This is a genomic window from Kribbella jiaozuonensis, assembly GCF_005233875.1.
Taxonomy (GTDB): domain Bacteria; phylum Actinomycetota; class Actinomycetes; order Propionibacteriales; family Kribbellaceae; genus Kribbella; species Kribbella jiaozuonensis.
On record NZ_SZPZ01000003.1, the window covers coordinates 724,946 to 739,968 of the forward strand.

11 protein-coding genes are annotated in these 15,023 nt (G+C 67.1%); 5 read left to right on the plus strand and 6 right to left on the minus strand.

What is annotated here, in order from left to right; all coding sequences use genetic code 11:
* Positions 1-30 precede the first annotated feature (30 nt).
* A complete protein-coding gene (adh, locus tag FDA38_RS23235) occupies positions 31-1,554 on the plus strand; it encodes an aldehyde dehydrogenase (protein WP_137256182.1) in 1,524 nt (507 codons plus the stop codon).
* A 2-nt stretch (positions 1,555-1,556) separates the two neighbouring features.
* Positions 1,557-1,934 (plus strand): DUF779 domain-containing protein, encoded by a 378-nt coding sequence (locus FDA38_RS23240; protein WP_137256183.1) that lies wholly within the window; start codon positions 1,557-1,559, stop codon positions 1,932-1,934.
* A 56-nt stretch (positions 1,935-1,990) separates the two neighbouring features.
* Here the strand turns inward: FDA38_RS23240 and FDA38_RS23245 are convergent, their stop codons facing one another.
* The 5 genes from FDA38_RS23245 to FDA38_RS23265 all read right to left on the minus strand — a co-directional run bounded on the left by FDA38_RS23245 (position 1,991) and on the right by FDA38_RS23265 (position 8,036).
* Positions 1,991-4,456, minus strand: a complete 2,466-nt coding sequence (locus FDA38_RS23245) for a GH116 family glycosyl-hydrolase (protein WP_137256184.1) — start codon at positions 4,454-4,456, stop codon at positions 1,991-1,993.
* Positions 4,440-5,069, minus strand: coding sequence for a hypothetical protein (locus FDA38_RS23250; RefSeq protein WP_137256185.1), 630 nt, complete (start codon positions 5,067-5,069; stop codon positions 4,440-4,442). The genes FDA38_RS23245 and FDA38_RS23250 overlap by 17 nt, the downstream gene beginning before the upstream one ends.
* Complete coding sequence (locus FDA38_RS23255; RefSeq protein ID WP_137256186.1) at positions 5,066-5,878, minus strand: carbohydrate ABC transporter permease; 813 nt, start codon at positions 5,876-5,878, stop codon at positions 5,066-5,068. The genes FDA38_RS23250 and FDA38_RS23255 overlap by 4 nt, the downstream gene beginning before the upstream one ends.
* Positions 5,875-6,540 carry a carbohydrate ABC transporter permease gene (locus FDA38_RS23260; protein WP_233714876.1) on the minus strand — a complete coding sequence of 222 codons (666 nt, stop codon included), beginning with the start codon at positions 6,538-6,540 and terminating at the stop codon, positions 5,875-5,877. The genes FDA38_RS23255 and FDA38_RS23260 overlap by 4 nt, the downstream gene beginning before the upstream one ends.
* Before the next feature lie 197 nt (positions 6,541-6,737).
* Positions 6,738-8,036 (minus strand): ABC transporter substrate-binding protein, encoded by a 1,299-nt coding sequence (locus tag FDA38_RS23265; protein ID WP_137256188.1) that lies wholly within the window; start codon positions 8,034-8,036, stop codon positions 6,738-6,740.
* Positions 8,037-8,367: 331 nt separating this feature from the next.
* On the opposite strand from FDA38_RS23265, the gene FDA38_RS23270 reads away from it, so the two are divergent.
* On the plus strand, positions 8,368-9,576 hold the full coding sequence (locus FDA38_RS23270; protein WP_137256189.1) for a S53 family peptidase: 1,209 nt from the start codon (positions 8,368-8,370) through the stop codon (positions 9,574-9,576).
* A gap of 209 nt (positions 9,577-9,785) precedes the next feature.
* Entirely contained in the window at positions 9,786-12,710 is a 2,925-nt protein-coding gene (locus FDA38_RS23275; protein ID WP_137256190.1) for a M36 family metallopeptidase, read from the plus strand.
* Between the two features lie 447 nt (positions 12,711-13,157).
* Here the strand turns inward: FDA38_RS23275 and FDA38_RS23280 are convergent, their stop codons facing one another.
* Entirely contained in the window at positions 13,158-13,988 is an 831-nt protein-coding gene (locus FDA38_RS23280; protein WP_137256191.1) for an SDR family NAD(P)-dependent oxidoreductase, read from the minus strand.
* Between the two features lie 108 nt (positions 13,989-14,096).
* Here FDA38_RS23280 and FDA38_RS23285 point away from each other — a divergent pair, with 108 nt between their 5' ends.
* A complete protein-coding gene (locus FDA38_RS23285) occupies positions 14,097-14,666 on the plus strand; it encodes a PadR family transcriptional regulator (RefSeq protein ID WP_137256192.1) in 570 nt (189 codons plus the stop codon).
* The last annotated feature ends 357 nt before the right edge of the window (positions 14,667-15,023 follow it).

Sequence of the window (15,023 nt, forward strand, 5' to 3'; positions counted from 1 at the left end):
ACTGCAACGTCAGGTTTCCAAGGAGGACCTATGACGATCTTCGCAGCTCCCGGGCAGGATGGCAGCCCGGTCACGTACAAATCCCGCTACGAGCACTACATCGGCGGCGAGTGGGTGCCGCCGGCCAAGGGCCAGTACTTCGAGAACCCGACTCCGGTCACCGGAGAGAACTTCACCGAGATCGCCCGCGGTACGGCGGACGACGTCGAGCGCGCCCTCGACGCCGCCCACGGTGCCGCGCCCGCCTGGGGCCGCACCTCGCCGGCCGAACGGGCGAACATCCTGAACAAGATCGCCGACCGGGTCGAGGCCAACCTCGAGCTGCTTGCGGTCGCCGAGACCTGGGACAACGGCAAGGCCGTGCGCGAGACGCTCGGCGCGGACATGCCGCTGGTGATCGACCACTTCCGGTACTTCGCCGGCGCGCTGCGGGCCCAGGAGGGCTCGGTGTCGGTGATCGACGACGACACGATCGCGTACCACTTCCACGAGCCGCTCGGCGTGGTCGGGCAGATCATCCCGTGGAACTTCCCGATCCTGATGGCGACCTGGAAGCTGGCGCCCGCGCTGGCGGCCGGTAACACCGTCGTCCTGAAGCCGGCCGAACAGACACCGGCGTCGATCCACGTGTTCATGGAGCTGATCCACGACCTGCTGCCGCCCGGTGTGCTGAACATCGTCAACGGGTTCGGCGTCGAGGCCGGCAAACCGCTTGCCTCAAGCAACAGAGTTGCCAAGGTCGCGTTCACTGGTGAGACCACGACCGGGCGCCTGATCATGCAGTACGCGTCGGAGAACATCATCCCGGTCACGCTCGAGCTCGGCGGCAAGAGCCCGAACGTGTTCTTCGCCGATGTCGCGTCCTCGAAGGACGACTTCTACGACAAGGCGCTCGAGGGCTTCACGATGTTCGCGCTGAACCAGGGCGAGGTCTGCACCTGCCCGTCGCGGGCACTGATCCAGTCGTCGATCTACGACGACTTCCTCGGCGACGCGACCGCGCGGACCAACGCGATCAAGATGGGCAACCCGCTCGACACCGAGACGATGATGGGCGCGCAGGCGAGCAACGACCAGTACGAGAAGATCCTCGCCTACATCGACATCGGTCAGGCCGAGGGTGCGAAGGTGCTCACCGGCGGCGCTCGGGCCGAGCTCGACGGTGACCTGTCCGGCGGGTACTACATCCAGCCGACGATCTTCGAGGGCGACAACAAGATGCGGATCTTCCAGGAGGAGATCTTCGGCCCGGTCGTGTCGGTGACCAAGTTCGACGACTACGCCGACGCGATGAAGATCGCCAACGACACGCTCTACGGTCTGGGCGCGGGCGTCTGGTCGCGGGACATCAACACGGCGTACCGGGCCGGGCGGGAGATCCAGGCCGGCCGGGTCTGGACGAACTCGTACCACACCTACCCGGCGCACGCGGCGTTCGGCGGGTACAAGAACTCCGGCATCGGCCGGGAGAATCACAAGATGATGCTCGACCACTACCAGCAGACCAAGAACCTGCTGGTCAGCTACAGCCCGAACGCAGCGGGATTCTTCTGATCATGGTCGAGAAGGTGTTGCTCTCGGACGAGGCGGCGGGCTGGCTCCGCCGTCTCACCGAGATGCACGGTCCGCTGATGTTCCACCAGTCCGGTGGCTGCTGCGACGGCAGCTCGCCGATGTGCTACCCGGACGGGGAATTTCGAACGGGGTCGGCGGACGTGCATCTCGGCGATCTCGTCGTCGACGGTTTGGACAAACCGATCGCGTTCTGGATGTCCGCGAACCAGTACGAGTACTGGAAGCACACCCAGCTCACCGTCGACGTGGTCAAGGGCCGCGGCAGCGGCTTCTCCGTGGAGGCCCCCGAGGGCGTCCGCTTCCTGATCCGCTCCCGCCTCTTCACCGACCAGGAGTCCGCAGCCCTAGGACTCCTCTGAAACGAGTGCCGACCGCCCGGCGGCGTTGCCGGACGGCCGGCACTCTTCTTTTCGGGTCAGATCACCAACGGGGTTCCGGGGTGGATCGGGGCCTCGATCGCGTGGGTGGTGCCGTCGATGGTGATGGTTCGGAGGTCCAGGTGGCCCGCCTGGCAGGTGATGGTGAGGGTGTTGTTGGTGTGGGTGGCGGTGGCCCAGCCGGTGTTGGTGACGAACGGCGTTTGCCAGGTGTCGTTGGAGCGGGCGATTTCCAGTGGGGCGAAGGTTGCTGTCTTGGTGAGGGCGTTGTGGTGGTAGCCGGTCAGGGCTTCTAGGACGGACCAGCCGGCGGCGTTGCGGATGTAGTGGTCGCCGCATTCGATGGGGTTGAAGGGGTTGCGGCGGGTGCCGTCGTACCGTTGCCAGAGGCCGGTCAGGATCGACATGCCCTCGTCGGTGAGGCCTTCGTAGAGGCAGTGGGCGGCTACTTGATACTCCGAACCCGTCCACACCTCGTCGCAGTACCGGGTGGGTATGTCGGGGCGGCCGCCGTGGGGCCAGGTGCACATGAGGAGGCCGGTGTCGTCGCCGTCGGCGAAGACGCGGTACGGGTGGTTGAAGTCCTGGAAACCGGTCCGCAGGTTGTGCCGTACGACGTTGCGCAGCGCGGTCCGCACGTGGTCAGCGGGAAGGATGTAGCCGAGCTCCAGCTGATGCGCCCACCACTGCCCGATCAGCTGGTCCGCGAGGCAGCCGTCGCCCCACTGGAAGTCCCTCGTCTCGTCCGGCTCGAGGACCTGCCGGTAGTACTCGCCCGTGAACAGCAGCTCGTCGTACGCCTTGCTGCCGGCCCCGAACAGCTTCCGGTACGGCGTGCCGTCCTCGCCGAGCAGCAACGCCATCTCCTCAGCCGCACGCAACGCCGCCAACCACAGCGTGCCCATGAACGAGTTGACGCCGCACAGGTCGATGTCGTGCGTGCTGGGCTGGATGCCACGCAGTACGCCGTCCCTCAGCCACTTCTCGTGGATGTGGTCGAGCAGGCGTACGACGTTGGACCAGCGTCGACCCAGCCAGTCCAGACCGGCACCCTGGCGCACCTCACGGTACGTCTTCAACACACTGCCGAGCATCCCGTCCAGCGCGGGCTCCTCCGGCCCGCCGATCACCACGTCCCACAGCTGCTTCATATAGAGCGGTGCGCGGACGCGGTGCGGGATGTAGCCCTCCGGCGCCTGCATCACGTCGTACTCCGTGTCCCGCATGTTCCGCTCCAGCGACGGGAAGAGGCGGGAGAGCGTCTGCTCGTAGTTCCACACGTGCGTGCAGTTGAGCGGACACGAGCCGCCGTACCGGCCGCCCCACATCGCCGTGGACGCACCGAGCACACCTTCGAACCCGAGCACGTCGCCGTCGGCAGTCTGGAAGACAGTTGGGCTACGTACGTCGGCCACCAGCGCAGCGAGCCGTGAACCCGCCTCCCCGGGCAGACTGCTCGTCTCGAACGCCTCAGCCCACGCGGCCGTCAGCGACTCCTGCTCGGACCACTGCGCGATGAAGGACTCGGCTGCGGCGACGGCGTCCGGCGTACGGCGGGTGTACGCGTTGCCGAGCCAGAAGCGGCTGTGGCCGTACTCCGGATGCGGGCCGAACTGGTTGAAGTCGACATATCGGTTCGGGAAGTGCCATGCGATCAAGAAACGCACCTGCTTGGTCTCGCCCGGCTGCAGGTTGAACGGGACGGCCAGACCGCCGTTCCAGCTCTCACCTGGTGCACTTGCGCCGCTCACAGCAGTGGTCGGACCGTTGAGGAAGGCAACGAACTCCTCGGGGCGGGTCCATTGCGGGTGGGCGGGCGAATCGGCTGTGTCGGTCGAGAGCACCAGTTGCCCGGAACCGGGATGGTCGATGGGCAGGGTCGTGTTCTCGAGGACGAGGTGGGTCCAGCCGGCGATGCGGCGGATGCGGTTGGTGTTGCCGCCGTACAGGCTGCACGAGGTGCCGTCGATGGGGGTGACGCCGTCCCAGCCGACCGAGTTCTGCAGCGCACCGGCCAGCTTCCCGTGCAGTCCGATCTCACCCGGGTTGTGCAAGGTGAACGTGAACCCGACGACGGGCTGCGAGCTGGCCGCTGGATCGCTCGGCACCAGCGGGTTGAAAACGTCCAGACTCACCTGGACAGGCAGATCCGTCTCGTAGTCCACATGTGCCTGCGGATACGTGGCAGTCACCGTCGTCGGACCGATCGGCTGGATGACCTCCTGCAGCTGCCGCTCACCAGCCGGTACGACGTCGTCGGTCACCAGCGGCGTGTCCGACGGGTCGAGCGGAGGGCCTTGCAGCAGGCGGATCTCGTCCCGCGGCGGTTCGACCTGCGAGAGACGCAGTACGAAGAAGCTGCCTGGCACATGGCCCTCGTGGTTGCCGATGTTGTGCAGTTGCCACTGGCGCAGCGCACCGTTGCCGGCCAGCGCGACCGTGCCGGTGCCGAGCCCGCCGAGCGGCAGGGCGAAGTGTCGAAGGTTGTCACCGGTGTAGTGCATGTTTCTCCGTCCATGTACCAGCAGAGGCGAACAACGCCACCGGACCGGGGGCGAGCAGAAGCAGTGAGGCGGTTACCGAGGTGCCGAGAACTAGTGCCACAGCAACTAGTGCCAGTACGCCGAGCGGAACCAGCGGTGCACGTGCAACTAGTTGCAATGCAGCTAGCCAGAGCGTCTTGCCGCGAAGCCCGGCGGTGACGCGGAGGCTGAAGGCGTAGCAGGAGGCGAGTATGGCGAGCACGCTCGCGCACCCGCTGACAGCCAGCGGGATCGCGAAGACGGGGCCGGCGTACACCTGCCAGTTGAGCATCGCCAGCCCAACCAACACGGCCGGCACACAGGCGACCTCGAGGCCGTCCAGCGCATGGCGTTTGAGGTTTCGAAGCAGGAGCAGCACGCCCCCGCGATCATCACGGACGATGGAGTCGGTCGTGGCGACCACGGCCGCCCAAGCTGGTCCGGCCACGACCCCGCCCAGCAGGATGCTGACCGGGGACAGGCCAGGGGAGAAGAGGACGACCACGCCCGAGGCAACGCAGACCAGCACGCCCGCGGCCGCGAGGAGCGGGAGCTCATGCCACAAAGCTTTGAAGGCGGCCGGTAGATAGGTCATGCGCGCAAACCCGTCGACGCGATGGAGGCAATGAACGAGCGCTGGAAGATCAAGAACAACACGAGGATCGGCAGCACGACCAGCGTGATCGCGGCAAACAGCACGACCGCCGGACCGCCGCCCATCGCGCCCTGCAGGGACACCAGCCCAACGGGCAGCGTCATCTTCTCCGGTGACGAGAGGAAGATGTACGGCCAGAAGAAGTTGTTCCACGACGCCTCGAAGACGAAGATCCCCAACGCGGTCAGACCAGGCCGAGCCAGCGGCAGGATCACCCGGAACAGGATCCAGAAGTGCCCGGCGCCGTCCATGATCGCTGCCTCGTCCAGCTCGCGCGGGATCGAGGCGATGTACTGCCGCAGGAAGAAGATCCCGAACACATTCACCAACGCCGGCAGCCAGATCGCCACGGTCGTGTCGACCAGATGCAACCAGCGCATCATGATGAAGATCGGCACCACAGTCAGCTGCACCGGTACGACGAGCGCCGCCAGCAGCACCGAGAAGATCTCATCCCGCCCCGGGAACCGCAGCCGGTTGAACGCGTACGCCGCCAACGCGCTCGTGAGCAGCGCACCCGCCGTCGTCAGCACCGCGATCTGCAGGCTGTTCCACGCCATCTGCGCGAACGGGATCAGGTCCGGCACCTGCTGGAAGTTCTGCAGCGTCGGCGGCCGCGGGATCCACTGCGGCGGCAGCTGGAACGCGTTGATCGGCTCCGACAACGCGTTCACGATCAACCACACCAGCGGCGCGATCATCAACAACCCGCCGAGCACCAGGATCAGATCGAGCAGCTTGCCCCTCATTGGTGCACCCACCGTCGGCTCAGCCGGAACTGCAGACCGGTCACGATCATGATCACCACGAACAACACGAGCGACAGCGCCGCGGCGTACCCGACCTCGAAGGACTGGAAGCCCTTCTCGTACGTGTACTGCACGATGCTGCGGGTCGCGCCGTCCGGACCGCCCTGCGTCATGATCACCATCGGGTCGAAGATCTGGAACGCGCCGATGAACGTGATCACCGTGGCGAAGAAGATCGTCGGCGACATCACCGGCAGCGTCACGCTCCAGAACCGCCACCACGCGTTCGCGCCGTCCACCCGCGCGGCCTCGTGCAACTGCGCCGGCACCGTCTGCAGACCGGCCAGCAGGATGATGAACGTGTACCCGATCGTGTGCCACCAGTCGACGACGATCAGTGTTGGCAGCGCCCACGTGGGAGATGCCAACCAGTTGGTCGTCGTCGACAGGTAGTAGTTCGCTAGGCCGAAGGCCGGATCCAGCACGTACTTCCAGATCAGCGCGACCGCGGCCCACGAGACCAGGAACGGAAAGAAGTACGCCGTCCGCACGAAGTACTTCGTCCCCCGCGTCATCGTCCGATGCACGCCGAGCGCGAGCAGCATCCCCAGACCGATATGCGTCACGACCGACGACAGCGCGAACACGAACGTGTTGATCACCGCGCGGATCGTCGCGCCGTCGCTGACCAGTTGCTTGAAGTTGTCCAGTCCGGCGAACTCCGGCGTACTCAGCAGATCCCAGTGGAACAGGCTCAGCCCGAACGCCGCGACCAGCGGTAGGGCGACGAAGACGACGAAGAGCAGGACGGCAGGGCTGATGAACAGGTAGCCCGGCAGCCAGTCCCGGCGTTGGGGTTTCAGACCAATCCCTCCAGCGTGGACTGCGCCTTACCGAGCGCATCGGCCGACGAGGCGTTGCCGGTCAGCACCTGCTTCCAGCCGTCCTCGATCGCCTTCTGTACGGCGGCGCCCTTGTCCGGTGACGGGATCGGGGTCGCGTAGGAGAGTGCCTGGTACAGGTACTCCGTGCCCTTCGGCGCGTCCTCGAGGAACGACTGGCTGTTCGCGACCGACTTGCGGGCCGGCACGATCGTCCCGCCGAGCTGGGCGAAGAACGACGAGCCTTCCTTGGAGATCAGGAACTTGATGAACGTCCAGGCGTCGTCCTTCTTCTTCGACGCCTTCAGGATCGGGTACCCGTTCCAGCCGACCGGCGAGCCCTGCCCGGCCTTCACCGGCCACGGCACGATCCCCATCTTCGCGGTCGCCTTCAGGTTCCGGATGCTGATGATCGGCCAGCGCCCGCCGCCGAACATCGCCAGCTTGCCCTGCGCGGCCGCGGTCGTCGCGTCGAACGTGCCCCCCGGCGGCGGCGACAGCTTGTCGGCGACCAGCTTGCGGTTGAAGTCGGCGGCCTCGATCACGCGAGGGTCGTTGTACGTCGGCTTCGACCAGTCCTCGCTGAAGCTGCTGGTCCCGTTCGTCAGCAGCCACGGCATGATCGCCGCGAAGTACTCGGGCCCTGCGGCGTACCCGAAGGCGCCGGTCTTGGCCTTGATCTGCTCACACGCGTGCCGGAAGTCGTCCCAGGTCCACTTCGGCGTCGGCTCCGGTACGCCGGCCTTCGCGAACAGGTCCTTCGAGTACCACATGCACATCGTGTTGAACTCGCCCGGCAGGTAGTACGTCTTGCCGTCGGTCGACGCGTACTTCTTGTCCCACTCGACCAGGTTCGGATCCATGTCGCCGTAGTACTCGTCGATCGTCGACTTGTCCTTGGCGATGTAGTCGTCGAGCGGCGCGAGCAGGCCCTTCGAGGCGAACAGCCGCTGGCCCTCGGTCGCGATCTGGATGACGTCCGGGACCTGGCCGCCGGCGATCCGGGTGGAGAGCTTGTTGAAGAAGTCGCCCCAGTTCGACAGCGGGATGCCCTCGGCCTTGAGCTTGATCTCCGGGTGCTGCTCGGTGAACTTCGCGAACAGCTTGTTCCACGTCGCCTGCTGCTCCGCCGTGCCCATGTAGACGAACGACAGCTCCTTGGACGACGAGCCGCCGCCGCTCCCGCCGCCGCCACCACAGGCGGCCAGCGCGGCGGCAAGCGCCGTACCGCCCGTCACCTGGAGGAAGTTTCGCCGACTCAACAGGGACTGATCCATGTCCGGACCTCCAGGCAGGGAAATCGATTTCTCGAAGGTTCCCGGCAGCATAGCCCCGGCTGTCCAAACCGTGTCAAGACTCGGGCGCCGGGAAACTCAGGGGGAAACCTTCACCGCTTTGCGCACCCTGTGTAAGCCCGCGATTACGCGGAATTTCCGGTCCGATCGGGGCGGGTGTCATGGGTTCACCCATGACATTTGTCAGCGGTCCGATCGCTGGCATCGGCTTGCCCGGCCGACGGACGATGCGAATACCCCCCAATTAATGCTGGCCTCCGCCCCGGCCATCAGGGTTTTGTGAGCGGAGGCCTGCCCAACTCGAGGAGTCCAGTTGAGGCAACGGATTCTCGTGTCCGCCCTGGGCGTCGGCGCACTGGCCGTCGCAGGTCTGACCGTCCAAGCACTGTCCGCATCGGGCGCCGACGCGGCGACCCCCTACACCGCCGGGAAGCACGCCGCCCGGGTGTGCTCGACCGCCAAGGCGAAGCACACCGCAAGCTGCGACGCGGTGAAACTCGTGAACCCGGACGGGTTCGCGCCGGCAGCCAGCGCGCCGCCGTCGACCGGCCTGACCCCAACCGGTCTGCGGGACGCGTACAAGCTCAACGGCCTCAGCGCCGGCGGCCGCACGGTCGCCATCGTCGACGCCTACGGCTACCCGAACCTGGAGCGCGACCTCGGCGTCTACCGCTCGCAGTTCGGCCTGTCCGCCTGCACCAAGGCGAACGGCTGCCTGAAGATCATCAACCAGACCGGCGGTACGTCGCTGCCGACGTTCAACGTGGGCTGGGCCGGCGAGCAGGCGCTCGACGTCGACGCGGTGTCGGCCGCGGCGCCGGACGCGAAGATCGTCGTCGTACAGGCCAACTCGGCCAGCTTCGCCGACCTCGGTACTGCGGTCCAGACCGCAGCCAAGCAGGCCGGTGTGGTCGCGATCTCGAACAGTTACGGCGGCGGCGACGCCTCCGACTCCAGCTATGGCAAGTACTACAACCACCCGGGTATCGCAGTCACCGCCTCCACCGGTGACGACGGCTACCAGGGCGGCAGCTACCCGGCGTCCTCGTCGTACACGACGGCTGTCGGCGGTACGTCGTTGGTTGCCGCGAGCAACTCTCGGGGCTGGAGCGAGTCGGTGTGGAGCGGTGCGGGCTCGGGCTGCTCGACGTACAACACCGCACTGCCGGGTGCAGCGTCGTTCAGCACCGGCTGCTCGAAGCGGGCGATGGCGGACGTCTCCGCCGCGGCCGACCCGGGCAAGGGCGGTATGGCGATCTACTACCCGACGAGCAAGACCGCGTCGACCTGGGCGCAGTTCGGCGGGACCAGTGAGGCGGCTCCGATCATCGCCGCGGTCTACGCGCTGTCCGGCAACACCAGCGGCTACGCGAACTCGTTCCCGTACGCCCACCCGGGCTCGCTGTTCGACGTGACCAGCGGCAGCAACGGTTCGTGCCCGACGACACAGTGGTGCAACGCCCGTACCGGTTGGGACGGCCCGACCGGCCTCGGTACGCCGAACGGCGCCGGCGCTTTCTGAGCGGTTGTAACACTCTGGGTGACCGGACAATGGCTGCGTGCAACCATTGTCCGGTCGCTTTTAGTACTGTTCCGAGCACGAAGGACAACCCTCAACTCCACGACATTCCGGGGATTTCTCTTCCCCGGAGCCCTCGGCAGGCTTAAGGTCAGCCCCCGGGACGGGTCGTGGAGGGCGACCCGCTAATTCGAACTCCATGGAGATTTGCTGTGACAACATCACGCAGAGGGCGGGGGCTCCTGGCAGTCTCAGCCGTCTCCGCGGCCGCCGTCGTGCTGGCCATGACCGCCGGTGGCGCGGACGCCGCGCAGAAGCCGGGCGGCGCCGACGCCAAGAAGCCTGCCCAGGCCGACAAGCAGACGTCGGGCAAGGAGCGCAAGGGCAACTACGACGCCCGGACGCCGAACGCCAAGACCACCTACGCCCGCTCCGCCAAGGTGCAGGGCAAGGAGACGGCCGCGGCGAAGAAGTTCCGCGACTCGCTCGGCACCCAGGGCGTCGTCCAGGTCGACCCGAACACCGGCACCCCGGCGCAGGTCACCAAGCTGAACGGCTTCCTGACCGGCAAGAGCGGCAAGAAGGCCACCGACGTCGCGCTCGGGTACGTGAAGGCCCACCCTGAGATCTTCAAGCTCTCCGACGCGGACCTCGGCACGCTGAAGCTGCGCAAGGACTACGTCGACGATCTCGGTACCCACCACATCTTCTGGACCCAGGTGGTCGACGGTGTCGAGGTCTTCGGCAACGGCCTGAAGGCCAACGTCACCAAGAACGGCCAGCTGATCTCCGTGATGGGTTCGCCCGTCTCCGGTCTCACCGCGGCCGCGCAGGCGCGCTCCGCCGAGGCCGCGCCGAAGGTCTCCGCGGCCGACGCCCGCAGCACCGCGATCAAGGACGTCGGCGGTACGGCGAAGTCCGCGACCGCGACCACGTCCGGTGTGAACACCAAGTGGAGCAACGGCGACACCGCCAAGCAGGTGTGGTTCCACACCGCCGACGGGCTGCAGAAGGGCTGGCTGACCTACACCAACTCCGGTGGCCAGAACATCTACAGCCACGTCGTCGACGCCCAGACCGGCGCCACGCTCTACCGCAAGGACCTGGTCAGCGAGGGCAACGGCGACGCGCTGGTGCAGGACTACTACCCGGGCGCGGCCAAGGGCGGTACGCAGCGCACCGAGAACCTGATCTACAACAAGTGGCTGCCGAAGAACGCGAAGACCCTCCTCGACGGTACGTCGGTCGCCGCGTTCGCCGACGTGAACGACGACAACACGCCGAACCCGGGCGAGACCGTCAAGGTGCCGGGCACCAAGACCGGCTCGGAGTACAAGCTGACGACGTTCCAGAACGCCTCGTCGTTCTGCTCGGCCGCGTTCATCTGCACCTGGGACCCGGCGAAGCCGGACTCCTGGAAGACCAACATGAACCAGGACGTCACCAACGCGTTCTACCTGGCCAGCAACTACCACGACTGGCTGGCGAAGCCGCCGATCAGCTTCACCCCGGCGGCCGGTTCGTTCGACGCCGCGGGCGGCGACCCGGTCATGCTGAACGCGCTGGACGGTGCCGCCACCGCCGCGAACGGCGGCCCGGACGCCAACCACATCGACAACGCGAACATGTCCACCCCGCCGGACGGCCAGTCGCCGACCATGCAGATGTACCTGTGGCACTTCCCGGGTACGACGGATGCGCAGGAGGGCTACGTCCCGTCCAGCGGCGCGAACGACGCCAGCATCCTGTACCACGAGTACACCCACGGTCTGTCGAACCGCCTGGTCGTCGACGCCACCGGCAACTCGACGCTGAACAGCATCCAGGCCGGCTCGATGGGTGAGGCGTGGAGCGACTTCTACGCGATGGACTACCTGGTCTCGCACGGCCTGGAGAAGGACACCACCGCTCCGGGTGAGGTCCTCGAGGGCCGGTACGTCTCGCACGGCGAGCTGTTCCGGACCCAGGCGATCGACTGCCGCGTGAAGGCGGTCAGCGCGAACTGCATCCAGCCCGACGGTTCGAAGGGCGGCTACACGTACGCCGACTTCCCGACCATCGGTGGTTCGCCCGAGGTCCACGCCTCCGGCGAGGTCTGGGCGCAGACCCTCTGGGACCTGCGTGAGCGCTTCGGCCGTAGCTACGCGATGAGCATCATCACCCGCGCGATGGAGCTGTCGCCGGCCGACCCGACGATGCTCGACATGCGTAACGCGATCGTCCAGGCCGACCTGGTCGCCAGCGGCGGCAAGAACGCCGACATCATCTGGACCGTCTTCGCCAACCGCGGCATGGGCTGGTACGCCGGTGTCGTCGACGGCGGCGACGCGTTCCCGGCCGAGGACTTCCACAAGCCGCCGACGGGTGCGACCACGACCCTGACCGGCACGGTGAAGGACAAGGACACCGGTGCTCCGGTGGCCGGCGCGCTGGTCTACGTCGGCGGCCACTCCTCCGGGTACGCCGGTGACTACGCCGGTACGACCGATGCCAACGGCAACTACTCGATCACCGGTGTCGCACCGGGTACGTACCCGAAGCTCGTGATGTCCGCTCCGGGGTACGAACTGCTGGTCCAGCCGGCCACGGTCAAGGCCGGCGCCAAGGCGAACTTCACCCCGCGTCGCAACTGGGCCGCCTCCTCCGGCGGTGGCACGGTGACCGACTTCAACGGTCCGGACTTCACGCCGCAGTGTGGCCCGGCGTTCGCCATCGACAACGCCCAGGGCACCGGCTGGGGCAGCACGACCGGCGACGACAACGGCACGCCGACCAACAAGATGGTCGAGAAGCACATCGACATCAAGCTGCCGTCGAAGGTCAACGTCAGCGGCTTCAACATCGACCCGTCCAACACCTGTGGTGACCCGGGCAGCTCTTCGACCGGTGGCTACCGGGTGGAGACCTCGGCCGACGGCACCACCTGGGCAGTCGCGGCGTCCGGCACCTTCGACGCCACGAACCGGGGCAAATACAACCTGGTCGCCCCGACCGGCAACGCAACCGGCATCCAGTACGTCCGGTTCGTGATGACCAGCCCGCAGGTCCCGGACTTCGAAACGAACTGCCCGGCCGGCGCCTTCGGCGGCTGCCAGTTCACCGACATGACCGAAATCCAGGTCTTCGGCAAGAAGTAAAGCTCTAGAGCTGAACGAAGGGCCGGCCGAGCATCTTGCTCGGCCGGCCTTTCTGTTGTCTGCCCCGCGCGCTTGCCTGCCCCCGCACGCTCCGCAGGCGCTGCCTTCGTCGCTGCGCTTCTCAGCGCACCCACTCCGCGCGCCCCCACCCACCCCCCCGCTCATCGCGGTGCATCCCCTTCCGGCTACCGCCGGTTCTTCCGGCTACCGCCGGACCGTGCGCGCTGCCGCGCGAGTGACTACAGCGGGGTCAGCGGCGACCGCATCCGTCGAGTCGAGCCTGACGCGGTGCTACGCACGGCTCCTCCGTCGCCGCGCTACGCGCCGCTCCCATCCGGAATAGGTCGCAGGCCGCAGATCTGATTCGTACCTACTGCTCGGAGCACATGCCGTGAGGAGCGCAGCGACGAAGGAAGCATCTGCGTAGCACGCGAGGGCTGGATGCGTTTACAGCTTGATGCTGTTCAGGCCGACGGCGGTGGTTAGGGCGCGGTCTCTCAGGCCTGGTGGGAGTTTCGGGAGGATCGCGCCGAGGGTGCGGGCTTCGGCGATGGCGTATCGGCGGCGTGGACGGCGGGACTCGACTGCGCGGACGATGACCTCCGCAACCTTCTCCACCGGGCCCGGTTTGAAGCGGCCCATTGCCTTTTCGTAGGCGGCCAAGTGCGCCTGATACAACCCGACCCGGTCGCGATCGGCCTGCTGCATCGCGGCGTCCGCGGCCGCGCCCGCTCGCGCGAAGATCTCGGTCTCGGTCGTGCCCGGCTCGATCACCACCACCGGGATCTTCCAGGCGGCCAGTTCCAACCGCAGCGCGTTCGACAGCGCCTCGAGCCCAGCCTTGCTCGCGGACAGCGCGCCCAGCAAAGGCATCGCAACGCGTCCTGTAGCCGCACTCACATTCACGATCCGCCCATGGCCAGCACGCACCAACGGCAGAAACTCTCGTACTACGGACGCCGGGCCCAGCGTGTTCACCTCGAGCTGGCGGCGCCACTCGTCGGCGGGGACCAGCTCCAGCGGCCCTTGCACGATCACGCCCGCGTTGTTGATCACCGCCCACAGACCGTCCACCTCACCCGCGACCCGCTTGGCCGCCGCGGCGACGCTCTCCGGGTCGGCTACATCCAACGGCACCATCCGCACACCCGGTTCGAACTCGGCTGGTCCGCGCGCTCCGGCATACACGGTGAAACCCCGGCTCCGCAGCAGCCGGACCGTCGCCGTACCGATGCCGCCGGTTGATCCGGTGACGAGAACCGCCCGTGTCTCAGTCATATGAACTCCTCGGAGATGTTCTCTAGGACATGTCCCTAGGGACATATCTGAGCATGCACATGTCCGTGGGGACATGTCAAGATGGCTGGACAACGAAGGAGGGTGGACATGTCACTGCGGCACGGGTTGCTCGGACTGCTCGCCGAAGGGCCGGCGAGTGGGTACGACCTGGCCGGACGGTTCACCGAGGTGCTCGGCTCGATCTGGCCGGCGCAGCACCCGAAGATCTACGCCGAGCTGAACAAGCTCGCGGCCGAGGGCCTGGTCGAGGTCGAGAGCGAGGGGCCGCGGCGGCGGAAGGCGTACCGGATCACCGATGCGGGCGTGGCGGAGGTGAAGCGCTGGCTGACCGAGGTCGACGTCGACCACACGATGCGGCTGCAGCCGCTGCTGCGCTCACTGTTCTTCTGGATGATGGAGACCGACGAGCTGCAGAGGCATCTGGAGGCGGAGGCCAGCTACTACCGCGAGCTCGCTGAGCAGTACCGCGACTATGCCGCCCGGAAGGATCGCGGGGAGTTCGGCTACAGCGAGCAGACGCAGTCGATGCGCGTGACCATCGAAGCCGGGGTCCGCCTGTACTCCGCCCTCGCCGACTGGGCCGAGTGGGCGCAAACCGTTCCGCCTGCCAAGCAGTCGAAGCAGCATGGCGAGGGCACGGGTAGGAGCGGCACGTAGCTTGCCAACGGACGGACTCGGGCGTACCTGCGCGAGCCGAGCTCCCAGTCGGCGGAGGAGCTGGGGCCGCACGGCGGCGGGGGAGCTGGGGCCGCACGGCGGCGGGGGAGCTGGGGCCGCACGGCGGCGGGGGAGCTGGGGCCGCACGGCGGCGGGGGAGCCGCGGGCCGGATCCGCGCGACGGGTGCGGTCCTGCCTGACCCCGGTGTGGTCACACGCGCGGCAGCGCGCACGGTCCGGCGGTAGCCGGAAGAACCGGCGGTAGCCGGAAGGGGATGCACCGCGATGAGCGGGGGGTGGGTGGGTGCGCGCGGAGTGGGTGCGCTGAGGAGCGGAGCGACGAAGGAAGCGCCTGCG

Coding starts and splice junctions, on each gene's coding strand:
- adh (WP_137256182.1), top strand. CDS start 31: ATGACGATCTTCGCAGCTCCCGGGCAGGATGGCAGCCCGGTCACGTAC.
- FDA38_RS23240 (WP_137256183.1), top strand. CDS start 1,557: ATGGTCGAGAAGGTGTTGCTCTCGGACGAGGCGGCGGGCTGGCTCCGC.
- FDA38_RS23245 (WP_137256184.1), bottom strand. CDS start 4,456: ATGCACTACACCGGTGACAACCTTCGACACTTCGCCCTGCCGCTCGGC.
- FDA38_RS23250 (WP_137256185.1), bottom strand. CDS start 5,069: ATGACCTATCTACCGGCCGCCTTCAAAGCTTTGTGGCATGAGCTCCCG.
- FDA38_RS23255 (WP_137256186.1), bottom strand. CDS start 5,878: ATGAGGGGCAAGCTGCTCGATCTGATCCTGGTGCTCGGCGGGTTGTTG.
- FDA38_RS23265 (WP_137256188.1), bottom strand. CDS start 8,036: ATGGATCAGTCCCTGTTGAGTCGGCGAAACTTCCTCCAGGTGACGGGC.
- FDA38_RS23280 (WP_137256191.1), bottom strand. CDS start 13,988: ATGACTGAGACACGGGCGGTTCTCGTCACCGGATCAACCGGCGGCATC.
- FDA38_RS23285 (WP_137256192.1), top strand. CDS start 14,097: ATGTCACTGCGGCACGGGTTGCTCGGACTGCTCGCCGAAGGGCCGGCG.